The sequence below is a fragment of the Variovorax sp. UC74_104 genome (genome assembly GCF_044055375.1).
Taxonomy (GTDB): Bacteria; Pseudomonadota; Gammaproteobacteria; order Burkholderiales; family Burkholderiaceae_C; genus Variovorax.
Map to the genome: position 1 here is coordinate 341665 of NZ_CP171979.1, position 24068 is coordinate 365732.

Sequence of the window (24068 nt, forward strand, 5' to 3'; positions counted from 1 at the left end):
TTCAGCCTCGCCTCCCGCTCAGCGCCACCGGCGGCAAGGGGTACGGAACGTCGCGCTCGACCCAGTCCATGAAATCGGCGCGCACGCCGGGAAAACCGATCAGCTTCCAGCCGACCAGGCCGCGGTTGCCGCCATGCACGGGATCGGCAAAGAAGCCTTCGCGCACGTTCTGCAGCAGCAGCGAAAAGAAGAGCCCGGCCGGCACGGTGTCGAACGGCGCCTGCCCCGCTTCGATGGCGTGCAAGGCCGCGTCCTGTGCATCCGCGGCGAGCTCGGCAAAGGGCTTGCCGTGGGCCTTGCGCACGAAGCCGTCGGCGGCGGCGAGACCCAGCCGATAGATCTGCTGCGGCGTGAGCTGCGACTGGTAGCCCAGGGTGGCCGGTGCATCGGCCTGGAACGGGCCCTGCATGTACCACAGCGCCCCCGTGGCCCAGGGCGTGTCCATCTGCCGGTCGATGAATTCCGGCACGCCCGCCTCGATCGCCCCTGGCCCCAGCGCGTCGCTCGGAATCAAACGCCCGCTGGCAGCACGGACAAAGGCCCATTCGTCGGCCGTGAAAAAGCGCGGCGTGTAGGGCTGTGTCTCCGGGGCTGCGCCCGCGCTGCCGGGCATTGCCGCCGCCGGCCGGCTGTCGCAGGCGGGCAGTGCGACGGCGGCGAAAGCCGCTGCGCCCAGGCCCTTGAAGAGCCGGCGCCTGGAAGAAGAATCCGGGGAAGAATCGGGTGGGTTCGGTGCGGTCACGGTGATGCTCCTGTAGAGGGTCGGGCCCAGGCCTATCGGGCGGCCGGCGCCTGCGCGGCGATGTCCTTCTCGACGGCCTGGCGAATGGGGCCCACCTGCGCCGCGTCCACCTTCGGCGCCTGGTTGCCCCAGCTCTGGCGCACGAAGCTCGCGAGCTGCGCGACCTCGTCGTCCGACAGGCGCCAGCCAAAGCCGGGCATGGCCAGTTCGGAAGGCGCCGTGCCCGTCGCGGGCAACTTGCTGCCTTGCAGGATCAGCCGGATGACCGAGCTCGGATCGGCGGTCAACACGGTCGAGTTGCCGGCAATGCTGGGAAAGACCCGCGCATAGCCCTTGCCATCGCTGCGGTGACAGCCCGCGCAGTTGTCCGCGTAGAGCTCGGCGCCCCGTGTCGCGTTGACGCCTTGCCACAGGGCCGTGGCCGTGGCGGGGTCCGGCTTGAATGTCGACACCGCATCGGCGCTCGGCTCCAGCGTCTTCAGATAGGCGGCGACGGCGTTCAGGTCCTCATCGCTCAGGTGCTGCGTGCTGTGCACGATGGCGTCGTTCATCGGGCCGCCGACCACCGCGTGGGACGGGTTGCGCGCCGCCCGCAGGGTGGCGACGATGTCGGCCGCCGACCAGCCGCCCAGGCCATCGGCAGGATTGCCGCGCAGATTCACCGCGACCCATCCGTCGATGAGGGGACCGCCCGCCAGGTAGGCGGAGCCGGACTCGTCCAGCGCCTTCTCCTGCATCGTGACCGACCGCGGCGTGTGGCAACTGCCGCAATGGCCCAGGCCCTGCACGAGGTACGCACCGCGCGCCACCGACATGTCCGCATAGCGGTGGGCATCGAAGGCGACGGCATCGGGCCGGGGCGCGAAGGCCTTGCGCCACAGCGCCAGCGGCCAGCGGATCGACAAGGGCCAGACCAGGCCGCGCGGATGCGGGGTCGCCGGCGCCGGCGTCACGCCCTGCATGAAGAAGGCGTACAGCGCGCGCACGTCGTCGTCCGTCATGCGCGCATAGGAGGGAAAGGGCATCGCCGGATACAGCGAGTCGCCATCGGCGCGGATGCCGTGGCGCACGGCGCGATCGAAGTCGTCCAGCGAGTACCGGCCGATGCCGCTGTCGCGATCGGGCGTGATGTTGGTGCTGTAGATCGCGCCGATGGGCGAGGCCAGCGGCAGTCCACCCGCGAAGGGCGCGCCGCCCGGCGCGGTGTGGCAGGCCACGCAGTCGCCCGCCTGCGCCAGGTACTGCCCCTTGGCCACCAGGCCCGGCGAACGGCCGTCCGCGCCTGCGGCGATGGCCCTCGTGGACGTCGGCCACAGCGCCAGCGCCAACAGGACTATGAAGACGAGTGCCGCAAGGCCGAGCACGACCCATAGGTACTTTTTCAGCATCGATGCGCTCCTCTCGGGGGCGGTGCGTTTACAGCGTGAGGGATGTCGACGAGCATTTCCAGCGCCAGCATGCGGGCCCGAAGGCCAGCGACGCTTCGAACAGTTTGCAGCAAGGCCGGATTTCCTGCATCGAAGTCGCCGTCGCCGCTGCGTTCGACGAAGGGATACCGGCCCTGCGAGCTGGCCTCAAGGCATGGCTGCGTCTGCTTCCATGTGGGGGCTGCCGCTGCCCTGCAGAGAAATGCGGCATGGTGACCGAGTTCGATGCGACCTGCTTCGACCTCATCCCCGGCGAACGGATCGTCTGTGCCTGAGAGCTGCAAATGGACGGCCGCAAGATCCCGATCTCGCTCGCCACCCTCGAATCAGGGCCCCGGCCACAGCGACCCGGCTGATCATGACGGAACAGGGCGCCTTGCTCGAACGACTTCGACGACAACGGAAGCCGGGAGCGCGGCGATGCACCAGCTTGCATTCACCGCCTTCTCGCCGGAGCACCGGCATCACCGGCAGCCTGCTGGGATCGGGTTTGGTCGGCTCTGCATCCGGGCGTCGCATGCTGGAAGCCCCAACAGCCGCATACACGAACTGCCGCACAACTGGGATCTGTCACCCGGACGCTCCCGGATCGGGCGCATACTGGAAAACTGGCTTAAGCCGTAGGGAATGATGCCCGACACTGAGACACCCTTGCGACTCGCGCGACGCCACGTCGCGAGCGGCTCTCGCCTCGTCGACGAACAGGCCGTGCGGGTTGCTCGAATGGACCCTCACGGCGGCCAGGTAGGCCTTGCTATTGTCTTGCTGGAAACGATGAAGCAGACGCTGGCCGTATTTGTGGCCGACCTGGCCCGCCTGGAGGCGAAGTCCTCCTGAAGCTTGGACTGGCTGGCAGGGCAGTTCGCGCACGACGATGCGGCTTGGCCAGAAGCTGCTGTCGCCGTTCGAAGTGAGCCATCATCTGTTCAAAGCGCTGGCTGGCGATGTCTCGCAGCGACGCCACCCGTGCCAAAGCTTGCGGCGGATTGCGCCCTCGTTTGGCGATCTGCTCTGCCCATTTCATCGCAAACTCAACCCCTCGTCGGCCGCCATCCAAGCCGCGAGCTCTTCGCAGGAACTGAACATTTCGCTGGCTCCTTTGTTGACCTTTCTTGGGTGAGTTGGAGCGTGAAGGATGGACACCAAATGCCGCAGGTGCCGACACGACTTTGAGGTGAGCAGCGGCCACACTCAAAATAGTATGCTCAGCGCGCCGCGCAGGCGCCACAGGAGAAGCTGCGACGGTGATGGACCTCTGACGTCCCCCCGAAGGTCAAGCCGGGGACGCGCCGTTGGGCGCGAACACCTGTGCGGGTCGCATCTCGATGCGCGCTCCACCTTCATGCACCCACCGGTACGTGCGCACGAGCGCCACGCCTCGGACCTGCTTTCAATCCAAACTTCAATATGCCGTCACGCAGCTTTCCAAGAATCCTCGACGTGTGTGCCGCCCGGAGCGCGGCGCTCTTGCTGGGCCTCGCCATGGCGCTGCCTGGGGTGGCACAAACCGCTGCGCCGACGGTGCGCGTGCAATCCGACCTGAAGGACATTCGCATCCAGGCGATCACCAGCCTGCCCAAGGCAGGCGGCAGTGCCGACGATCGAAACGGTTGTCCGTGGCGCGTGATCCGGCCGAAGTCGGCGGCGGCCAAGCTGGTGGCTGCACAGGGATGGGCGGTGACGGCGGACGTGCCGCTGGGCGCCTATCGCGCGGTCAGCTTCGCCGGCCAGATGGAAGCCGGCACCAGCGGCACCTGCAGCATCACCCAGGGCAACGTGGCGGTGTTCGACGGCGACAAGATGCTCGCGCTGGCCTACGGCAAGTCGGCGGAAGATACCGCCATCGGCAACCTGACGGCACTCGAGGGTGGCACTGTCCGGGTGTGGGACGGCGACGCGGTCGGCTCGCCAGTGGGCGACTTGCGCATCGAGGCAGACGGCACTGTGCACCTGGGAAAGCTGGCCAATGAGGAGTCGGTCTGCAAGGGCCAGGCGAAGGTGCCGAACGTCTACGGCATGTCGATCGACAAGGCGCGCAAGGTGCTCGCCGCCAAGGGCTGGAAGCCCGTGCGGGGCGGGGCCAGTCCTGAACCGAGGCAGGCCGCGCTGGTCAGGCGCGGCATCGCCGAGGCCGAGTCCTGCGCGGGCACCGGCCTTGGCTATTGCGATTTCGGCTACGCCGGTCCGGCCGGCAGGCTGACCTTGACCACCGTCGGCGAAGACGCCCTTCCGAGTGTCTCGGACTACGCCGTCATGTGCCGTTGAATCCACACCACCTTGGCGGACCTCATCGAACCCAAGGAGCACGCCGACCGCGACGCTTTTTTTTGCGCGCGCTCGTAGCACCGGCCTGCGCGCCGCGTCGGCATGCCCCAATGCCACGCGATCCAGCGAAGGAAGCCACGTGAAGCGCACTGCGACCTCCCGAAAGCTTGCGCACGGCAATGGCACGCAGGATGTGCGATCAACCCGCGGCAGCGTCGACCGGTCACCCTTGCGCGCCATGCCCCAGCCGGAGGGCAACGGCTCGCTGGCCTGATTCCCCGTCTGGCCGGCAACCCGCACGGCTGAGTGCGGCGGCAACCTCGATCATGCGGGTGGTGGTGCAAGGCTGCGTCAGCCCCGCCATCGCAGCCGGGCGCACGACCCGCGCCGCGAGCCATGCCCGGGAGTGTATCGGCGACCGATGGCCCGATGGGCGGATGGGCGGATGGCCCAGGTGAGCCACCTGCGCCAAGCGTCGGCCACGATGCGAAGCCAGTGACAACCGGCGATGACCGCGCTGCGAGCCGCATCGAAGCAGTGACTGTCGGTCCGAACGGCCGGTCAGACGTCACCGAAGCGTCCTGCCCGAGTCCCAGCGCGAACCCTGCGCCGCCACCGGCGAGGCATTGCGCGATGAGCTCGCGCCGTGATGGAAATGGAAGTCAACTGCATTCCAGGGGCGGTGTCTTCCTACAGCCGGCCGCCCTGCAGCCCCAATGCTCGCCCTCCTCACCTTCACTGAACGTCCCCATGGCCGATATTCATTTCCCGAACTCCTGGGTCGTTGTGAGGACGGCAAAGCGCTGGATCGGCGCTGCCATTGCATGCGCCGGTGTCCTGGTGCTGATCGTCGAAGGCGTGCACCTTGCCCGGTCCGGCTCTGCCACCGGCGCTGCGCTCACCGGCGGTTGCATCGCGGCGTTGGCCACCGCACTCGGCACCGTGCCGGTTCTTCTTTCGCAGCAGTTCTCGCAACGGGTCTACGACAGCTTGCTGGGATTCGGTGCGGGCGTGATGCTCGCGGCCAGCTCGTTTTCGCTGGTCATACCGGCGCTCGCGGCGGCCAAATCGCAAGGCGCCGGCGCGTGGGGCAGCGGTGCCCTGGTCGCAGCGGGCGTATTGCTCGGCGCGCTGGCGCTGCTCGTCATCGATCGCGTCGTCCCGCATGAGCATTTCGTCAAGGGTGTCGAAGGGCCGGAGTCGCGCGCGCTCAAGCGCGTGTGGCTATTCGTGCTGGCCATCGTGCTGCACAACCTGCCCGAAGGCCTGGCCATCGGCGTCGCGTTCGCCGGGACCGATCCGGTCGGCGCCGCCGCGCTGACGACCGGCATCTCGATCCAGGACGTGCCCGAAGGCCTGGTCGTCGCACTGGCGTTGCGCAGCGTGGGCTACGGCAAGCTGAGCGCGGCGGGACTCGGCGTGTTGTCGGGGCTGGTCGAGCCGGTCGCCGCCGTCCTGGGCGCTGCAGTCATCGGGCTGACGGCCGCCCTGCTCCCGTGGGGCCTCGCGATGGCCGCCGGCGCGATGCTCTTCGTCATCAGCCACGAGATCATTCCCGAGTCGCACCGCAAGGGCCACGAGGCCCATGCGACCACAGGACTCCTGCTGGGGTTCGTGCTGATGATGGTCCTGGACACCGCGTTGGGCTGAATCCATGACGGCGCCCCTTGAACACCAGACCCTGCGCGCGAACGGCGTCGCCCTGCATGTGGTGACCGCAGGCCATGCCGACGCGCCGCTCGTGATCCTGCTTCACGGCTTTCCCGAACATTGGGGCGCGTGGCGGCGGCAGATCCAGCCCCTGGTCGACGCGGGCTGGCGCGTGGCGGTCCCCGACCAGCGGGGCTACGGCACATCGGCAAAACCCGCCGGGGTCGGCAGCTATGCCCTGGACACGCTGGCCGACGACGTGATGGGCATTGCGCGTGCGCTGGACGCACCCCGCTTCAGCCTCGTCGGTCACGATTGGGGCGGCATGGTTGCCTGGCACCTGGCTGCGCGCGAGGCCACCGCCATCGAGCGCCTGGTCATCCTCAATGCACCCCATCCCGCCACGTTCTTCTCGTTCGCGCTGACTCACCCGTTGCAGATGCTGCGAAGCAGCTACGTGGGCTTTTTCCAGATGCGCTGGGTGCCCGAAGCGGTGCTTCGCGCCAACGACTTCGCGCTCTTGCAAGCTGCGCTGACGCGCTCCAGCCGTGCGGGCACCTTCGGCGAAGACCAACTCGCCGGCTACCGCGCGGCGTGGGCCGAGCCTGGGGCGTTGCGCGCCATGCTCGACTGGTACCGGGCCATGCCCTTCGCGCAGCCCTGCACCGACGAGATCGAAGCGCCGGTGCGCATCGTGTGGGGCGATGCCGACTCGGCGCTGGAGCCCGGCCTCGCCGAGGCCGCGCTGCCTTACTGCCGAAACGGCGAAGTCGTGCACCTGCCGCACGCCTCGCACTGGCTGCATCACGAGGAGCCGCAGAAAGTCAGCTCGCTGCTTCTCGAATTCCTGGACGCCTCCGATGCCGCGGCACTGTCGGACCGAAGCGCCCAAGGACTACATGAACGTTGAGGCGCGCCGCGCAATTTCAGGTTCTTTCAAACCACTTCGATGGAGAAGCGACACATGCCAGTCAAGTCAGTGATGGATCTTTTCGTGCACGAGATTTCGGACACGCACAACGCGGAGAAGCAGATGACACGATCGCTGCCGAAGCTCGCCCGCGCGGCCACCGACCCCGAACTCTCGCAGGCGTTCGAAGATCATCTGGAGGAAACGCGCGCCCAGGTCGAGCGGCTCGAACAGGTCGCCGACCTCTGCGGCTTCAAGATCAAGCGCGTGAAGTGCGACGGCATGGAAGGCTTGGTCGAAGAGACCATGTCCTTGGTCGACCTGATCGGCAAGGGACCGGTGCTTGACGCCGCGCTCATCGGAGCCGCCCAGAAGGCGGAGCACTACGAGATCGCGGGCTACACCTCGCTGAGCCTCATGGCCAAGAAGCTGGGCTTTGCCGAAGCAGTTGTGCTGCTCCAAGCCAGCCTCGCCGAAGAGCAGGCCACCGACAAGCGCCTGGGCCTGCTCGCCGAAGCCGCGCAGATCGAAGAAGCGGCCGCCTGATCGTCGCAAGAGGTGTCACGTGCCGGACAGCTACAACGGCGACGGTTATGAGTTCAGCATCCAGCTGCTTGATCGTCGTCGTCTGCATGTGCACGTGACCCGCGCGGCGCTGGAATTCCTGGCCGGCGAAGAGCCGACGGACCAGTTGTGCACGCTGACGGCCTGCATGGGCCTTCTGCGCGAGCGTGCTTTGCTGGTCCACGCGCAGACCGGGGCGCAACGGGTGGTGCTTGGCCCTGCGGACCTCGCGGGTCCGTCCGACGAGGGCACGACGAGGCCACCGCTGCTTCACTGAGCCGGCACGAGAGTCGCGTTCCAAGCGCCAAAACTCTGCCCGTACGCTCGCACCGACGCATGGCCGGTGTTGCAGGGGAAGGCGCCAAAGCGCGCAATCCATATCCTTCACTGGCCCTGTCCTCGTGTTCTTCGTCTGCATCCGCGCGCGGACGGGCATTCGTCCGACGGCGGCGACGGGGCATTGGTTTAGGTTGCTCCCATCTTCAACCACCCCGCCGAGGTAAACATGCCCAAGACGACCCGCAGCTCAAACTCCGCAAACGCGCAGGCGCCGAGCTCTGCCGATTCCACAAGGACCGCCGATACCACTGACGCCACAGCGGCACCCCCCATCGATCCTTCCGCCAGCACCGCCGCGACCCAACAACCCACGCAGCCCACGCCCGAAAACGAGGACTCTGCTGCGCGCGAGGAACGGGTGCGCCGCGCCGCCTACGACGCCTATGTGCGCCGGGGTGGCGGGCCGGGCGACGAAGTGCAGGATTGGTTGGACGCAGAAGCTCAGGTCGACGGCCGCAACGCATAGCGGCCAGACGCCCGACCAGGGAGTGCAAGGCTCGTGGCAACGCACATGCCTGCTGCTAAAGCTCAGCGCTCCACATCCACAGGCAGGCTGTCGCCTGCAGGACTGACGTGCGCAAAAGGTGCTCTTCGCCGGTCTGACGCAGTTTCGCCAAAGACGGCAGCTCGCCTTGCGGCGGGCGGACCTGAAGGAAAAGCGGCTGCGCAAATCCTGAGGCGAGAAGGCCAAACGTGCCGCGTGCCCCCGGGGTTTGATTTTTAAAGAGTGCGATCAGCGCGTCGCTTGGCATCGCGCCCACATCGCACTCTGTCGTGCGGTCGATGACTACGTCGACTGCGCGGCGCGAGGGTCACTTTGAAGGCGTCCGAACTGCAAGGCCATCCCGAGAAGCCGCACGGACACGAACACCTTGCCGTTCGTTCTCCCCCCACTTACCGCGCCGTTCGCTGGCGCCCGATCAGGAGATTCCCATGTTTTCCCACAACAAGCGCCTTCAATACACCTTGCGAGTCAACGAGACAAACCCCGGGCTCGCGAACCTGATGCTCGAGCAATTCGGAGGGCCGCAAGGCGAACTCGCCGCCGCCTGCCGTTACTTCACCCAGGCCATCGCTGAGGACGACCCGGGCCGCAAGGACATGCTGTTCGACATCGCCACCGAAGAATTGAGCCATCTGGAAGTGATCGGGACGATGGTCGCGATGCTCAACAAGGGCGCCAAGGGACGCTTGGCCGAAGGCGTCGATTCGGAAGCCGAAACCTACCGCAGCATCACGGGGGCCGGCAACGACAGCCACCTCACGCAGGTGCTCTACGGCGGTGGGCCGGCGCTGGTGAATTCCGCCGGCGTGCCGTGGACCGCGGCCTACATCGACAGCATCGGCGAACCCACTGCCGACCTGCGCTCCAACATCGCGGCCGAGGCGCGCGCCAAGATCGTCTACGAGCGGCTCATCAACCTCACCGACGACCCGGGGGTGAAGGAAGCACTGGGCTTTCTCATGACCCGCGAGATCGCGCACCAGAAGTCGTTCGAGAAAGCGCTCTATGCCATCACGCCCAATTTTCCGCCAGGCAAGCTGCCGGGGATGCCTGAGTTCACGAAGGTCTACTTCGACATGTCCAAGGGAGGCGAGGTCCGCGGCCCCTGGAACCAGGGACCGCAATGGGAGTTCGTGGCGGACCCCGAGGACCAGATGGCGGTAGACGGAGGAGACGGCGAGCCCGCCATTCAGCTCACGCCCGAGGAAGAAACCGCGGTCGACGCCATGGCGGCGCGCACGGCCTCCGACCCCGCGAGCGATCCGCAGACGGGCGCCGAGCTCGGCATGTCGGAAGAGGCGGTGCTGGACGAACTGAACGACCAGCTCACGAAGAAGCCCTGATCGCACGGGCATCGACGCGCCTCACCGAAAGAGGAAACAAAGATGAACACCGACCCGAAGCCCACCACTTCTCCATCACCCGTCCCTCCGACCGAGGCCGAGGTCAGGGCCGACGACCTCGAGAAGCCGCCGCCCGACGACGCGGCTGAAGACAACGAAGCGACCGAAACGAGGCCTGGCGAGGGCGAGAACGTGCCAGGCTTCCTGAAACCCGGGAAGAGATAACGGGCGGAAGAAGACAGAAGGAAGGCGGACAGCCTCGCGAAACAGGGCAGCCGCCGCCCTCCCCGGCGCCGACCCAGAGCGCCCACACGACTGTCCGATAAAGATCCCGCCCTTTTCATCGAACAAAGATCTCCGTTCTTGACCGCCGGCCGGTGCTCCGGCGGTATTCGGCATGCCGAACACCGAAGCCAGAAGAAATGAAAAGAAGTGGCACGGGCGAATGCCCGAGCGACGCGCCGGGTCGGCAGCCGCTTCAATCAACAAGCCTGACTGTATTACCGAAGGTGGGTCAATCGCGCAAAGTGAAAACCACCGAGAGGTACGAGACCGGCCCCGAACGGATCGCCTCGATGCCGTGCAACGCCGTCGCATCGAACAGCAGCGTGTCCCCTGCCCCCACTTCCACCGCCTTCGCGCCGTAGCGGTAGGTGACCGCCCCGGACAGGAAGTACAGGAACTTCAGCCCGGGATGCTGGAAGGTCACGTACGGCCCCGCCTCCGGCAACAACGTCACGAGGTAAGGCTCCATAAAGAGGTTGCCGGACAGCGAGTGCCCCAGCAACTCGTAGCGGTAGCCCGCCACGGCACCGATGCGGTCGACCGCGAGCCCCTGCCCTGCCCGCACATGGCAGAAGTCCGTGCGCCGGGCCTGGTCTCCGAAGAAGCGCGACACAGGCACATGCAACCCCTGTGCGAGCCGCTCCAAGGTCTCCACCGACGGCGAGACCAGCCCCCGCTCGATGCGCGAGAGCATCGAGGCCGAGATCTCCGACGCCGCCGCAAGCTGCCCGGCCGATAGCCCGGCCGCCATGCGCAATGCCTTCACCTGTACGCCGATGCGTGCCGCGGACAGGCTACGCACGACAGGAGCGGGCTGCCGGAGTCGTACACGCGTAATCGAGACTGGCAACTTCAGCAAGTGCGCGGTGGGGAACGGGGACGGGAGCTGGACATTTCGCATAGGGACCGGTCCTTCGCAGATTGGAAGTCTCGATTGTGACTCAAACGCGGCTGACGTAAAAGCATCTATCTCGAAGACTTCCACTGTGACTAATGCTAGGAATTCTTCGAAGCAACCCAAGCCGTCGGCGAGGGAAGTACTTGCTTTGAATTTGATCCGGCAGCGCGGACTGAGGGGATGGTCCCAAGAAGCTCTGGCCTTCGAGGCCGGACTGCATCGGACCTTCGTCGCTCACGTAGAACGCCAAGCTCGCAACATCTCACTCGACAATCTTGAGCGTCTTGCATTGGCATTGGAGCTCAGGCCGTATCAGCTTCTCGAAGAATGAAAGCTGCCACCTTCACGTGTCGCTGCAAAGAAGCGCCACAGTTCAGCTATGGCTTTTGAGGATCACGCGTACTAACCCTACGGTGTGCAGCAGTCTTCAGGGAGTGCTGAGTCGGTCGCTATCTGTTCACAATGCAGCGTCCCTAAGTCAAGGACAGCTAAGCAGCGGTTGCTGCCGGTGATGTCGGTCTCCTGAGTTCACGGTCTTGGCCACGCAGCGGTCATTCATGCGCCAGCGTCATCTCGACCCAGTGGCCGGTTTTAAGTACTGCTGACCTTGCTGGTCAGCCGGCGTATGGCGCAGAGATCGCCGGAATCCAACACTTGCTCAACCGCGTGCAGTTGGGGGGAAGGCGGGTAGATCCTTAATGGTCCTTTTCGCCACGAGTAGCGAGCCCCGATCAGGAGCGCGGCAATCCCAACCCATGCTGAGCGATCAAGTTGCGCTGAATCTCCGCAGTGCCACCGCCGATCACGGTGAGGATCGAAAAGCGCAGCAGTTGCTCGAACCGCCCCCCGGCGACCGCGCCATGCGTCCCCTTGGAGAGCGTCGCCGCAGCGCCCAGAATATCGAGCGAGGCCTGCCCCAACTGTTCCATCAGTTCGCCGGTGTAGGCCTTGCTCATGGCGGCTTCATGGATCGGGGCCTTGCCTTTCTCCGCCATCTCAATACTGTGCATGAACAACTGCCGTCCGGCCTCGACCTGGGCGGCGAGCGCTCCGATGCGATCGCGAACGGCACCATCGGTATGGCCTGATTGCAGGCTGTCGTCGACCTCGCGCACGCATCGGACCAAGCACTCGAATTCGGCACGCGCATTGGCGATGAAACTGCCCATCATCATTCGCTCGGTGGCCAACGCGGAGGTGAGGATCTTCCAACCTTGGTTGACCTCACCGACCAGTGCATGCGCAGGTACCCGCACATTGTCGAGAAATTCCTGGCAGAAGGTGTGCCCGTACATGGCCATCGACGGGCGCACCGTGAGACCCGGGGTCTTCATTGGCACGATGAAGAGGCTGATGCCGGCGTGCGGCCGCTGCGCTGTCCGATCGGTGCGCGCCGCTAGCCACATGTAGTCGGCCTTCTCTGCGGCCGTGGTCCAGATTTTCTGTCCATTGATCACCCATTCGTCGCCGTCGCGCTCGGCGGTGGTCTGCATGGAGGCAAGGTCGGAGCCTGAGCCCGGCTCGCTGTAGCCCAGGCAGAAGGTGATTTCTCCGCGAGCGAGCTTGGGAAGGAACTCCGCCTTCTGCGCCAGCGTGCCAAACGACATCAGGGCATGAGCCTGGATGTCCCCACGCCCCCCCATCGGTGCGCCGACGCGCTGAATTTCCTCCATGAAAGCCAATTGCTCTCGGGGCGTGCGGCCTTCGCCGCCGTAGGCGCTGGGCCAGCTCAGGTTGTTCCATCCCTTGCGGCCCAGCAATGCGGTGAATCGGCTGTTGTAGCCCCATTCTTCGTACGGCCGGTCGATGTCGTCTTCCTGGCTTTCAGGCTGCCAGTTTTCCTTCAGCCAGTCGCGCACTTCCATGCGAAAGGCATTGCCCGCCGCGCCCAGGTCCTGCTCGGGAAGCGCTTGCCCCTGGTTGATCAATGCCTCGGCCAATTGCTCCCGGGCTCGGCGCACCCCGCCCAGGCGTGCCAGATCGGCGTGGATGCGCCGGAAATGCCGAGGTGCCTCATGTTCTTCCGAGTAGCCGATGGCACCGAAGGTGTGGTGCACCTCGAGTGCCACCTGGCGCAGAGCAGGACCGGAAAAGGCGCGCGCGCTCGCGCCGAGCACGCGCCAGTTGTCCATGCCAAGGTCGTGGCTGCGGGCCGCGTTGTTCAGCAGGAGCTGCGCTGCGTCCAGGCTCATCAGGCTATTCGCGAGCTTGTGCTGGAGTGCCTGGAAACGGCCGATGGGCTGACCAAACTGCCGGCGTTCCTTGGCGTACTCCACGGCCATGTCAAAGCCGCGCCGCGCAGCGCCCAGCGCGCGCGCCAGCAAGGCCAGCCCTGCGATCTGGTGCAGATCCTCGGCCAGCCGTTGCGGAATCGCCAGTGGAGCTGCCGCCACGTTGTCGAAGGTCAGCAGCCCCAGGGCCGGAGCCGCCAGGCCCGGCGTTTCCTCGATCCCAAGGCCTGGCGCGCTTCGCGGCACGATCGCCAGCAAGGGCTCCTGATCGACCAACACGAGCAGATGGGTGGCTGTCGCGACGCCCTCGGCAAAGGCCACGCGTCCCCGCAGACGGCCATTGACCCACCGAAGCCCTCCCGCGCGCGGGTCGCCATCGAAGCTGCCCAGCGCGAACGCGACGGCGGCGTCGCCCCGATGGAGTGCATCCAGCAAAGCATCAGCTTCCTGCGAGCTGCTTCGCAGGGGCGAAAGCGCCAAGTTCGTAAGCACGGCGCCGACCAGCGGCGCGGAACAGCCCGCACGCCCCAGCTCTTGCAGCGCCACACTGATCTCGCGCAGCCCGCCTTCGAGCGGATCACGGCCCAGGCTTGCCACGCCCTGTTCCGCCAGTGCGTGCCAGATCGACGCAACCGCCTGCGTGTCGGTGGCCAGCGCTATGGCGCGCTCGGCGGGCCAAAGCCGTTCGAGCAGACGGCGCAGGCTTTCGCGCAGCATCTCCCGCTCTTCGTCGCTCGGCAGCATTTCGGGGGCCGGCGCAGTGCGTTCTTCTTCAGCCATGTGGTTCTCTCGTGTGTGGCAGTCCGACTTCTGGACCGTGACGAAGATTCTGGTGTGCCCCCCAAAAGCAATCACCCCCCCTTTCGAGTGGAGCCGCTGCAAGTGCCTCAGTCGATCAGCCCGCGCTTGCGTGCCACCATCACCGCGTCATACCGGCTCGGGACGTCGAGCTTGCCGAAGATGTTCTTCAGGTTCCACTTCACGGTTTCGAGCGTGATATTCAGGGTGAGCGCGATGCGCTTGTTGGACATCGATTGACCGAGCAGCTGCAGGATCTCGATCTCGCGCGGCTTCATGTTCTGGTCTTGCGCCGTGGCCTCTCGCGATGGCAGCCGGATCATGCGCGCGGCATCGGCGCGTTGCAGCAGGTCGGCGAGGTAATCCTGGGTGTCGCCGGCCTCCATCGTCGGCACCAATTTCCTGAGCAGAACCTGCAGGGCTTCGCCCTCGTCCAGCACGGTGCGCACCAGGCCCAGACGCAGCGCGGCCTCGATACCGACCGTCAGCCCGTGCCTCGATTCCGCGCCGCGCCCCATCTGGTCGAAGGCGCAGCCCGACAAGAGGTCGGCCAGCACCACGCTCTTTTGACGCGCGAACACGACGCCGTGCTGCCGCAGGCGTTGGAGCGCCGGCAACGCCGCGTCCCCCTGACCCTCGGCCAGAGCGCGGCGTGCCGCCGCCAGTGCGGCGATGGCGTCGATTTCGGCGAGGAAGCCGGCGGCGCCGCGATGGCGTTCAGCCAGCGCGTCGAGTTCGGCCTGTATCTGCTGCGCGGCCTCATGGCGGCCAAGCCGCAGATGCAGGCGCGCCTGCTCGGCAAGCACATACGCCAGTGGGCGATCAAGGGCCTGCTCGCGGCATTGGGATTCGTCTTCGGCCAGGCCCTGGAGCGCTTCCAATGGCGACAGTTGCGCAGCCGCCAGCCGGTTGCGCGCGATGAGGGCGCGCGCCATCGGCTCCGGGGACGAGAAGCGCAGCAGGTCGAGGCGGTGGGCGAGCACGTCGCGCGCCTCGGCGAGGCGATCGGCTTCGTAGTACGCATCGGCGGCGAAGGCCGCGCAGTTCACGGCAGATACCGAGCGCCGGCCGTGCGCGTCCTCGGCGCGCACAACCAACGGCCCGGCAATCCGGATGGCTTCCGCATTGGTGCCTTCCAGCAGGTGACTGAGCAGCAAGGTCGATTCGGCCACCAGCGCCATGTCGTCCAGCAACTCGGCACGCGACAGGCGCGCGAGGTTGCGGTGCAGACTCCGTGCGTCGGCGTAGCGGCCTTGCGCGCAGTATGCAAAGCTGAGCATGGCCAGATGGGCCTGGCGCAGGAACCGTTCCTGCAAGGCATCGAAGTCCGAAGGCGCGATCAGCGCCAGCGCGGCATCGGTGTCGTCGCGCTGCAGCGCGATGCTGGCGCGCAGGTAGCGCGCGTGCAGGGTGAACTCGGGGGGCAGCGTTGCCTGGCCTTGCTGCAGCCGGTCGAGCCAGGCCTGTGCATCTCGCCATCGGCAGGTGGCGACCAGCGCCCAGCAGCCGAGCACGAGCAGCCGGGGATGGGCCATCAGCACCTCCGCCGAGAGCTGACTCATCCAGCGTTGCAGCGTGCTGATGAAGCTCATGCTGCGCACCGGCAGGTCGGCGCGCTCCACCAGCCGGGCCGCGGCTTCGAGATCGTCCGCGTGGTAGGCGTGCCGCAGGGCCTCGATCAGCGAGCCGTGTGCCTCGAACCAGTGGCTCGCGCGCGCATGGACTGCGCGCACCTGCTGCAAGTCACGCGCCGACAGGCGCTCCTGCAGGAAGCTGGCAAACAGCGGATGCAGGCGATACCACGGCGTGGGACTGTCCATCTCGACCGGGAGGAGCAGGAGGTTGTCCCGCTCCAGCTGGTCAAGCAGGGTTTGCGCTTGCGGGTTCTCTGTGACGTGGCAGACCAGGTCGGCATTGAAGCGCCGGCAGATGGAGATCTTCTCGATGAAGTCGACGAGTTCGGGCGCCAGCCCGCGCACCACGTCCTCTGACAGGTAGCGCTGCAGGTCGCTGCGGTGGTGCACCAACTGGGACAGCAGCGCGCGATTATCCGGCGCGCGCTTGAGCCGGATGCAGATCATCTGTACGCATAGCGGCCAGCCGTCGGTGATGTCGTGGATCAGGCGCGCGTCGTCGGGCGTAACTTCGCCGAGCTGGGTGGCCAGGAATTCCTGCGTCTCCTGGAAATCGAAGGGCAGCTCTGCCAGGGTGATCTCGGTCAGCTCGCCGGTCAGACGCATGCGGCTCACCGCAAGCGGCGGGGAGCTGCGCGACGCGAGGATCAGGTGCACGTCGTCCGGGCAGTGGTCCAAAAGGCCCTGGATCAGCGCATGCGTCAGTGCGTCGTCGACATGGTGATAGTCGTCGATGAAGAGGTAGAGCGTCTTGCTCGACTGGCAGGCCGCATCGACGATGGTGGCGACGGTCTGCGCCACCGGAAGCTCGGCGCGTGCCTCGGACGGTAGAGCGGTGCTGTCCTCGACGGCCAGGCCCGCCCGCTGCAGCGCGCCCAGGAGGTAGGCGCGGAACTGGGGAAACTGCTGCTCTTCCTGCGACAGCGACAGCCACGACACCTGCTCGCCGGTCTTCAGCAGCTCCTGGCGCCACTGCGCCAGCAGCGTTGTCTTGCCGAAGCCCGCGCTGCCGCACACCAGCGCCAGCCGGCAGTCACGCGCTTCGCGCAGCCGCGACAGCAGCCGGGTCCGCGCCGTCGACTTGGGGCTGATGCGCGGTGGAGCGAACTTGGTCGGAATGAGAAGGTGGTCGAGCGGCAAAAGGCGGGCTCCTTGCGCTCGGGATTCTAGGGAGTGCCTCCTCCGAACGCTCTCCGCTGCAACCCGCCCCCTCGACACGAGGGGTGCGCCTGCGAGGGTGGCGCCGCACCATGGCGACGCATCCATGCAAGGAGCCAGACCGTCATGACTTACCAGACCATCATCCACGAGCAGCGGGAGTCCGTCGCATGGATCACGCTCGATCGCCCCGCTGAACTCAATGCGGTGAACCTGCAGATGCTGCAGGAGCTGTCGGCGGCGCTGGCGGAGGTCGCTGCCGACGCTTCGCAGAAGGTGCTCGTGCTGACCGGCGCAGGGCGGGCCTTCTGCGCCGGCGCTGATCTGAAGGCCCTGCGTGGCGCCATCGATGCCGCCCCGGGCGAGCCGAATTTCTCCGACCTGACCCTGTCTACGCTCTCGCAGTTACGCAGCATGCCCAAGCCGGTCATCGGCGCGGTGAACGGCCTGACGATCGCCGGGGGTCTCGAGCTGGCGATGTGCTGTGACTTTCTCGTGGGCGCAGCCAGCGCGAAGATCGGCGACGGCCACGCGAACTTCGGCGTGTTCCCCGGCGGCGGAGGCGCGGCGGTGCTGCCACGCCGGATCGGCCTGCAGCGCGCCAAGCAGTTGCTGTTCACCGGCGACCTGATGAGTGCCGCGCAGATGCAGGCCTGGGGCCTGTTGAACGAGGTGGTGGCCGATGCTGAGCTGCAGCCGGCGGTTGCCGCCCTGGCGGCCCGCATGGCCGGTAAGAGCCCTTTGGTGCTGCGCCGCATGAAGACCATCGCCGACCGCGCCCTGGATCAGCCGCTCAATTTGGCGCTGCGCGACGAGTTGCTCGAATGCCTGCAGCACACACGCTCCCACGATTTCCGCGAAGGGCTCACCGCCTATCGCGAGAAACGCGCGCCGGCCTTTCGGGGCAACTGAGGCCTGCCAAGCGCCGGCCCATGGCATTGAAGAACAACACAACAGGAGACAACGAATGAATCGCTTACTAGATCTGCCGGTGGCACGACGCGTCCGGTCGCTGGGCCGATGGATGGCCGCGCTGATGCTCTGTCTGTGCGCGTCGGCGGCCGCGGTGGCTGGCCCGCTACAGGACCCGGCGGGCGACCCCTTCTACGCACCGCCGTCGCCGCTGCCCGAGGGGCCGCACGGCACGCTCATCCGTTCGCGCGCCTATGTGCCGCTGGGACTGCCCGCCTGGGGTTGGCAGATCATGTACAAGTCGACCGACGTCAACGGCAATGCCATCGCCGTCACGGGGAACGTGATGGTGCCGTGGCTGCCCTGGTTCCAGTCCTCGCCGCGGCCGATCATCGGATGGGCGTCGGGCACGCAGGGCGTCGCGGACCGCTGTGCTCCCTCGCACCAGCTCGCCATCGGCACCGAGTACGAGGCGATCGCCGGCCCCATCGGCTGGACGCTGGCGCGCGGCTGGGCCATCGCTATGACCGACTACCAGGGCCTCGGCACGCCGGGCGACCACACCTACGGCGTCGCAGCGCCCACGGGCCGGGCCATGCTCGATGCCGTGATCGCGGCCCAGCAGTTGGGCGGGGCGAACCTGTCGGCCCAGGCGCCGGTCGGCCTCGTCGGCTACTCGCAGGGCGGGCACGCCTCGGCCATCGCTGCCGAGCTGCAGCCGAGTTATGCGCCGGCGTTGAAGGTCAAGGGCGTGGCCTCGGGAGCGGGGCCCTCGAGCGTCGACGGCCTGTACGCGGCCCACAACGGCGGCCTCTTCGGTGGCGCGATCCCGTACCTGCTGGTCGGACTGAACGCGGCCTATCCCGAGCTGGGCCTCGACGCCATCCTGACCTCCTACGGGCGTTCGGTCATCGCCGACGCGCGCAACAACAAGTGCCTGCTCGCCATGGCTGCCAGTTATCCGGGACTGGGAGACGCAGTGCTTATCGACGGGCCGGGCATCCTGGCGCGTCCCGACTGGAAGGCACGCTTCCAGCAGCAACGCACCGGCACCGCTACGCCGGCCGTGCCCGCGCTCGTCTACGCGGGCCTGCTCGACGAGATCGTGCCCTTCGAGAACACGAAGAAGACCTTCACCGCGTGGTGCGCCGGCGGCGCGAAGGTGAGCTTCCGAACCATCGGCATCACCGAGCACGCGACCGGGATGCTGTTGGGCTATCCGCTCGCCCTGGACTGGATGGCGGACCGCTTCGCCGGCGCACCCGCGCCTTCCGACTGCCCGTGACCTGTCCTGTCGAGGCCCGGGCCCGATCAACCCAGAGAGGATGAATATGTCCAACCGTGTGGCCATCGTGTCGATGGCACAAGTCAACTACAGCGAGAAGCGGGCTTACTCACCCGAAGAGCTGGCCTACCAGGCAATCAGGCCGGTGCTGCAGGAAACTGGCCTGCGCTTCCTGCCAGCCTACGAGAAGGGGGGCATCGACGCGAGCCTGATCTGCCATGAGCATTCGCGCATTGCGCGCCCATTCTCGGCTTCGCTGATCGTTGATGTGGCGGGCGCCAATCTGCGGCCCGACGAGAAGGTGGACCAGGACGGTGCCGTCGGCGTGCTTGAAGCCTTCTGGCAAATCGCCTCGGGCGAATTCGAGACCGTGCTCGTGATCGCGGTCGGCCAGGATTCCACGGCGGCTAGCGGCGGCAATGCCATCGAGAACAAGGTGTTCGACCCTTTCTTCTGCCGGCCGCTGGGCCTGGACAACGTGCAGGCCGCTGCGCTCCAGGCACAACGCTACGCGCACAAGTACGGCATCACGCCGGAACAGCTCGCCGCGGTGTCGGTCAAGAATCTCGGCAACGCCCGCAACAATCCCCTAGCCTTGCGCGAGGGCGACTTCAGCATCGCCGATGTGCTCGGCGCGAAGATGCTGGCCGACCCGATCACCACGCTGCAGTCGCGTCCGCAAGGTGACAGCGCCATCGTGATGCTGCTGGCCAATGAGCAGCGCGCCCGGCAGCTGACGGACAAGCCGGTCTGGATCAAGGGCCTAGCCAACTGCTGCGACGGCTATTTCCTGGGTGATCGCGATCTCGCCGAGTCGGAAGTGCTGGCGATGGCGGCCAAGAAGGCCTACCGCATGGCCGGCATCGAGAACCCGCGCACCGACATCGACCTGCTGGAAGTCACCGACGAGTTCGCTTATCAAGAACTGATGGGCTACGAGGGGCTGGGACTCTGCACAGCGGGCGAAGGCGCTCGCTGGCTCGACTCCGGCGTCAGCGGCCACGATGGGCGGCAGCCAGTCAATCTCTCCGGCGGCGCTCTGTCCGGCACCAGCCACACCACCATCGGCATGTCGCGGGTCGCCGAAATCGTTCTGCAACTGCGCGGCGAAGCCGGTGCGCGCCAAGTGGACCGTGCCCGCACCGGCCTTGCACACCTCGCTTCCGGCCCCGCTGGGCAATTCCATCAAGTGATGATTCTGGGAGTCAATCCATGAAGCGCCGCGTCGCCATCGTCGGCTTCGGCCAGACCGAAATGACCGCCCATAGCCCGTTCACAAAGGCAGAGTTGGCCAATCAGGCCGTGCGCCGCGCGCTCGCGGATGCTCGGATCACGATGAAGCAGGTCGAAGAGATCGTCCTCGGCGACATCGACTGGGTTTCCGGTACCGCTGAATCTGAAATGGAACTGGCCGATTTCGTCGGCCACTACCGCAAACCCCTGGTCAAGATCGAAACCGGCGGCACCGTCGGCGGCTCGGCTGCAATATCGGCCATCCACCACGTGGCCGCGGGCGCTTGCGACGTGGCCATGATCTCCACCACCTCGAAGTTCGTCGGCCCGCCGGGCGACGTGATGCCGCGCGGTCCCTTCCTGCAGGCTGGTATCTCCTCCGGTGTGCATGCGCTCACCGAGAAATGGTGCGCCATCGGCGCGGTCGGCACGTTGTCGTTGATGGCCGCGGCTTACGCCAAGCTCTCTGGCTGCCCCGAGGAAGCGGTGGCCATCGCGCGCGTCAAGGCCTCCGAGAACGCCGCTCGGAACCCTTTTGCCCATCTGCGCGAGCGCCTCAGTGTCGAACAGGTGATGCAATCACCGATGCTGACGGCGCCCATGCGCCAGCTGCACATGTGTCCGATCACCGAAGGCTCTGCCTCGATCATCTTTGCCAGCGAGGATGTGGTGGACCAGATCACCGACAAGCCGGTCTGGGTGAAGGACGTCGTGAGCATCCATTCCGCGCAGCACTGGTCCGCCCTGCAGGACTTCATCGCACCCAAGGAGCGCTGCGTCCTGCCCAGCCTGCAAAAGGCCTGCGAGATTCTCTACAAGCGCAATGGCATCACCAGACCCGCTCAGCAACTGGACGTGGTCGAGATGTACGAGCCCTGCACCTGGGCCGAGCTGGTGTGGATGGAAACCATGGGTCTGGCGGAGCCCAACCAGGCCTGGAGGATGGCCGCCAGTGGTGCCACAGCCATCGATGGCGCGCTGCCGATCAATCCCTCCGGCGGCGTCACCTGCACCAACGGTGGCGTGCCCTCCACGACCCAGCGCTTCGGTGAACTGGCGCTGCAGATCCGCGGCGACGCGGGCGCGCACCAGGTGCCGCGCGAGCCTCGGCTGGGCATCGCCACCGGGTTCGGCGGTACCGGATGGACCCCGCTGCTACTTCTCTCCAAGGACAAGCCATGAGCGATACCACGCACAAGCCTGTGCCACCGACGCGGTTGCGCACGTACTTCTCGATGGACTACCCGGTGGGCCTGTTCAATGGCCGCTTCGCGCGCGAGATGCGCGACAACGGCCGGTTGATCGGCATCGTCTGTCGCCACTGCGGTTTCAGCATGCTGCCGCCCCAGGCGGTGTGCACGGTCTGCCACGGCGAGAACATCAAGGACCCCAACTGGGTGGAGATGGGGCCGGAAGCGACGGTCGCCGGCTTCATGACCTTCAACATGCCCTTCATCGACACCAACGACCTCTCGGTGCAGAAGGGCCACTACACGGTCGGCCAGCTGATGGTCGACTCACCGGGCCGCACCAGCGGTTTCCTCTGGCATTTCATCGGCGGGGCCGATGCCACCCAACTGCGCAACGGCATGCGCGTGCGCGCGATTTACCGCCCCATCGACGAACGCAAGGGCCTGATGACCGACATCCTGCACTGGGTGCCGACAGGAGAATGACGATGTATCCAGCCGAACTAGAAGCCGCCGAGCCAATGGTCCTGCGCCAGCCGGTGCTGTACTGCGACATCAACTACGACGTGGGCCGGATCAATGGCCGGTTCTTCGCCGCGCTGCGCGACGAGGGCCGCATCACGGCCACCCGCTGCCTCGCCTGTGCCCGCAGCTACCTGCCACCGCGCATGAGCTGCTCCGAATGCTTCGCCGAGTTGGACGACTGGGTCGATGCGGGCGATGCCGGCACGCTCACGGCCTTCACCATCGTGCGCGAGCCCGGCATGCTCCAGCAAATGCCCCTTCCCTATGTGGTCGGTCTGATCAAGCTCGACGGCGCGGACACCGCACTCGTTCACTATCTCGGCGAAGTCGTGCCCGAGGCAGTGAAGGTCGGCATGCGCGTGCGCGCCGTGCTGGCTGAAGAGCGGCACGGCAATATTTGGGATATCCGTTATTTCAGGCCGACAGCCTGAGGCAAGAGGCCGAAGAGCCACCCGAAAACTTACAGCAAAAGGAGACATGACATGCCGCACATCCACGCCCCTCTCGACCCCATTGCCTGGCTGCAACGCCACGTACAGGAACGGCCCGACCAGCGCTACCTCACCCAGCCCCTGGGCGGCGGACAGGAGCGCCACTTCACCTGGGCGCAGGCTTCGGAAGATGCGCGGCGCATGGCCGCTCATCTCGCGTCCTTCGGCTGGGAACCCGGTTCGCGGGTCGCGATCATGTCGAAGAACTGCGCCTGGTGGTTCCTCGCCGATTTCGCGATCCAGCTGGCCGGGCATGTCTCGGTGCCGATCTATCCCTCGCTCACCGGGGCATCGGTACGCCACGTCCTCGAGCACTCGGAGGCCAAGGCACTGTTCCTGGGCAAACTCGATTCCGAGGACTGGGGCGCCATGCGCGCCGGTATCCCCGAGGGGATGCCGGTGGTGCGGTTTCCGCTGTGCGCGGACGGGGAGCTACCCGACCAGCCCGTGGCCGACTGGGACACCGTGATCGCGCGCACCCCGCCGCTGACCGGCGAGCGCTCGCGCGGCGTCGACGAGCTGGCCACCATCATCTACACCTCGGGCACCACCGGCGTGCCCAAGGGCGTGATGCACACCTTCGGCACGCTGGGTGCGTCGCTGGGCATCGTGATGGACGACTACGGCTTCGGTCCGCAGGACCGCATGCTGTCGTATCTGCCGCTGGCGCACATTGCCGACCGGATGTTCTCCGAGCTGGTGTCGCTGGCAAGCGGCTGCAGCGTGACCTTCAACGAAAGTGTCGAGACCTTCGTCACCGATCTCCAGAAGACCCGGCCCACCTTCTTCATCGCAGTGCCGCGGCTGTGGGCCAAGTTCCGCCAGGCCGTGCTGGCGCGCATTCCAGCGCCGCAGTTGGCGGCGATGCTGGCCGACACCGAAAAAGGGCCGGCCGTGCGCCGGCAGGTGCTGGCACAGCTGGGCCTGGCTGAGACCCGCTATGCGCTGTCGGGTGCGGCGCCGCTGTCGCAAGAACTGCATCAGTGGTACCTCGACCTCGGCCTGGAGTTGCTCGAGATCTACGGCATGACGGAGAACATGGGCACGCATGCGAGCCGCCCTGGAAAGGGACGAGTGGGTTACGTGGGTCAGCCGCGACCTGGCGCCGAAGTCCGGCGTACCGACGACGGCGAGATTCTGGTCCGCTTCCCGGGCAACATGCGCGGCTACTTCAACGATCCGCAGCGCACCGCCGAGGTCATGACCGAGGACGGCTTCCTGCGCACCGGCGACGTCGGCGACATCGATGCCGGGGGCTACCTGAAGCTCACTGGCCGTGCCAAGGACATCTTCAAGACCAGCAAGGGCAAGTACGTGGCGCCCGCGCCCATCGAGAATGCGCTGTGCGGCAATCCGCTGGTTGAGGCCTGCTGCGTGACGGGCGTCGGCTTTCCGCAGCCGTTTGCCGTCGTTCTGCTGGCGCCGGGCGCCACGCGAAGCCCCGAACTCACGCAAACGCTCGATGCGCTGCGGCAAGCTGTCAACGAGACCCTGGACCCGCACGAGCGACTCGATTTCCTGGTCGTCGCCGCGCAGCCGTGGACCGTCGAGAACGGACTCATGACCCCGACGCTCAAGCTGCGCCGCAACGTATTCGAAACACGCTACGGACCGGATTTCGAGCGCTGGGCAAGCCTTGGCGAGCCCGTCGTCTGGGCCGAATGAGTGCACGGGGGACAGTGC

24 protein-coding genes are annotated in these 24068 nt (G+C 66.5%); 19 read left to right on the forward strand and 5 right to left on the reverse strand.

Features of this window, described 5'->3' with window-relative positions; translation table 11 throughout:
• Position 1: 1 nt before the first annotated feature.
• Both ACHMXA_RS32280 and ACHMXA_RS32285 read right to left on the reverse strand, forming a co-directional pair.
• A complete protein-coding gene (locus ACHMXA_RS32280) occupies positions 2–742 on the reverse strand; it encodes a gluconate 2-dehydrogenase subunit 3 family protein (RefSeq protein ID WP_395322491.1) in 741 nt (246 codons plus the stop codon).
• Positions 743–774: 32 nt separating this feature from the next.
• Positions 775–2130 carry a cytochrome c gene (locus ACHMXA_RS32285; protein WP_395322493.1) on the reverse strand — a complete coding sequence of 452 codons (1356 nt, stop codon included), beginning with the start codon at positions 2128–2130 and terminating at the stop codon, positions 775–777.
• Between the two features lie 35 nt (positions 2131–2165).
• Between ACHMXA_RS32285 and ACHMXA_RS32290 the strand changes: the two genes are divergently transcribed.
• The 11 genes from ACHMXA_RS32290 (at position 2166) to ACHMXA_RS32340 (ending at position 9970) form a co-directional block, all read left to right on the forward strand.
• A complete protein-coding gene (locus ACHMXA_RS32290) occupies positions 2166–2444 on the forward strand; it encodes a hypothetical protein (RefSeq protein ID WP_395322495.1) in 279 nt (92 codons plus the stop codon).
• Between the two features lie 376 nt (positions 2445–2820).
• Positions 2821–3006, forward strand: coding sequence for a hypothetical protein (locus ACHMXA_RS32295; protein ID WP_395322497.1), 186 nt, complete (start codon positions 2821–2823; stop codon positions 3004–3006).
• Between the two features lie 37 nt (positions 3007–3043).
• Entirely contained in the window at positions 3044–3289 is a 246-nt protein-coding gene (locus ACHMXA_RS32300; RefSeq protein ID WP_395322499.1) for a hypothetical protein, read from the forward strand.
• Positions 3290–3636: 347 nt separating this feature from the next.
• The gene (locus tag ACHMXA_RS32305; protein ID WP_395322501.1) at positions 3637–4434 is read left to right on the forward strand and encodes a PASTA domain-containing protein; all 798 of its coding nucleotides are present in this window, start codon (positions 3637–3639) and stop codon (positions 4432–4434) included.
• Between the two features lie 750 nt (positions 4435–5184).
• Positions 5185–6084 carry a ZIP family metal transporter gene (locus tag ACHMXA_RS32310; RefSeq protein ID WP_395322503.1) on the forward strand — a complete coding sequence of 300 codons (900 nt, stop codon included), beginning with the start codon at positions 5185–5187 and terminating at the stop codon, positions 6082–6084.
• 4 nt (positions 6085–6088) lie between these two features.
• Positions 6089–6994: an alpha/beta fold hydrolase gene (locus tag ACHMXA_RS32315; RefSeq protein ID WP_395322505.1), complete on the forward strand. Its 906-nt coding sequence runs from the start codon at positions 6089–6091 to the stop codon at positions 6992–6994.
• 54 nt (positions 6995–7048) lie between these two features.
• Complete coding sequence (locus ACHMXA_RS32320) at positions 7049–7540, forward strand: ferritin-like domain-containing protein (RefSeq protein WP_395322507.1); 492 nt, start codon at positions 7049–7051, stop codon at positions 7538–7540.
• Positions 7541–7559: 19 nt separating this feature from the next.
• Positions 7560–7835 carry a hypothetical protein gene (locus ACHMXA_RS32325; protein ID WP_395322509.1) on the forward strand — a complete coding sequence of 92 codons (276 nt, stop codon included), beginning with the start codon at positions 7560–7562 and terminating at the stop codon, positions 7833–7835.
• Between the two features lie 228 nt (positions 7836–8063).
• A complete protein-coding gene (locus ACHMXA_RS32330; RefSeq protein ID WP_395322511.1) occupies positions 8064–8363 on the forward strand; it encodes a DUF2934 domain-containing protein in 300 nt (99 codons plus the stop codon).
• A gap of 467 nt (positions 8364–8830) precedes the next feature.
• On the forward strand, positions 8831–9745 hold the full coding sequence (locus tag ACHMXA_RS32335; RefSeq protein ID WP_395322513.1) for a manganese catalase family protein: 915 nt from the start codon (positions 8831–8833) through the stop codon (positions 9743–9745).
• Positions 9746–9787: 42 nt separating this feature from the next.
• Entirely contained in the window at positions 9788–9970 is a 183-nt protein-coding gene (locus ACHMXA_RS32340) for a hypothetical protein (protein WP_395322515.1), read from the forward strand.
• A 289-nt stretch (positions 9971–10259) separates the two neighbouring features.
• On the opposite strand, the gene ACHMXA_RS32345 is transcribed toward ACHMXA_RS32340, so the two are convergent.
• Entirely contained in the window at positions 10260–10781 is a 522-nt protein-coding gene (locus tag ACHMXA_RS32345; protein ID WP_395322517.1) for a helix-turn-helix domain-containing protein, read from the reverse strand.
• A gap of 25 nt (positions 10782–10806) precedes the next feature.
• Here ACHMXA_RS32345 and ACHMXA_RS32350 point away from each other — a divergent pair, with 25 nt between their 5' ends.
• Positions 10807–11259, forward strand: coding sequence for a helix-turn-helix domain-containing protein (locus ACHMXA_RS32350; RefSeq protein ID WP_395322653.1), 453 nt, complete (start codon positions 10807–10809; stop codon positions 11257–11259).
• Positions 11260–11659: 400 nt separating this feature from the next.
• On the opposite strand, the gene ACHMXA_RS32355 is transcribed toward ACHMXA_RS32350, so the two are convergent.
• Positions 11660–13939 carry an acyl-CoA dehydrogenase gene (locus ACHMXA_RS32355; protein ID WP_395322519.1) on the reverse strand — a complete coding sequence of 760 codons (2280 nt, stop codon included), beginning with the start codon at positions 13937–13939 and terminating at the stop codon, positions 11660–11662.
• Positions 13940–14046: 107 nt separating this feature from the next.
• The gene (locus tag ACHMXA_RS32360) at positions 14047–16731 is read right to left on the reverse strand and encodes a LuxR C-terminal-related transcriptional regulator (RefSeq protein WP_395322521.1); all 2685 of its coding nucleotides are present in this window, start codon (positions 16729–16731) and stop codon (positions 14047–14049) included.
• A 144-nt stretch (positions 16732–16875) separates the two neighbouring features.
• Here ACHMXA_RS32360 and ACHMXA_RS32365 point away from each other — a divergent pair, with 144 nt between their 5' ends.
• From ACHMXA_RS32365 to ACHMXA_RS32395, 7 genes are read left to right on the forward strand one after another with little or no spacing between them, the layout of a single operon-like run.
• The gene (locus ACHMXA_RS32365; protein ID WP_395322523.1) at positions 16876–17661 is read left to right on the forward strand and encodes an enoyl-CoA hydratase/isomerase family protein; all 786 of its coding nucleotides are present in this window, start codon (positions 16876–16878) and stop codon (positions 17659–17661) included.
• Between the two features lie 55 nt (positions 17662–17716).
• Positions 17717–18946, forward strand: coding sequence for a lipase family protein (locus ACHMXA_RS32370; protein WP_395322525.1), 1230 nt, complete (start codon positions 17717–17719; stop codon positions 18944–18946).
• A 46-nt stretch (positions 18947–18992) separates the two neighbouring features.
• Positions 18993–20162: a thiolase family protein gene (locus ACHMXA_RS32375; protein WP_395322527.1), complete on the forward strand. Its 1170-nt coding sequence runs from the start codon at positions 18993–18995 to the stop codon at positions 20160–20162.
• Positions 20159–21361, forward strand: coding sequence for a thiolase C-terminal domain-containing protein (locus ACHMXA_RS32380; RefSeq protein WP_395322529.1), 1203 nt, complete (start codon positions 20159–20161; stop codon positions 21359–21361). The genes ACHMXA_RS32375 and ACHMXA_RS32380 overlap by 4 nt, the downstream gene beginning before the upstream one ends.
• Positions 21358–21855, forward strand: a complete 498-nt coding sequence (locus tag ACHMXA_RS32385; RefSeq protein WP_395322531.1) for a Zn-ribbon domain-containing OB-fold protein — start codon at positions 21358–21360, stop codon at positions 21853–21855. The genes ACHMXA_RS32380 and ACHMXA_RS32385 overlap by 4 nt, the downstream gene beginning before the upstream one ends.
• Positions 21856–21857: 2 nt before the next feature.
• The gene (locus ACHMXA_RS32390; RefSeq protein WP_395322533.1) at positions 21858–22325 is read left to right on the forward strand and encodes a Zn-ribbon domain-containing OB-fold protein; all 468 of its coding nucleotides are present in this window, start codon (positions 21858–21860) and stop codon (positions 22323–22325) included.
• A 51-nt stretch (positions 22326–22376) separates the two neighbouring features.
• The gene (locus ACHMXA_RS32395) at positions 22377–24050 is read left to right on the forward strand and encodes an AMP-binding protein (protein WP_395322535.1); all 1674 of its coding nucleotides are present in this window, start codon (positions 22377–22379) and stop codon (positions 24048–24050) included.
• The last annotated feature ends 18 nt before the right edge of the window (positions 24051–24068 follow it).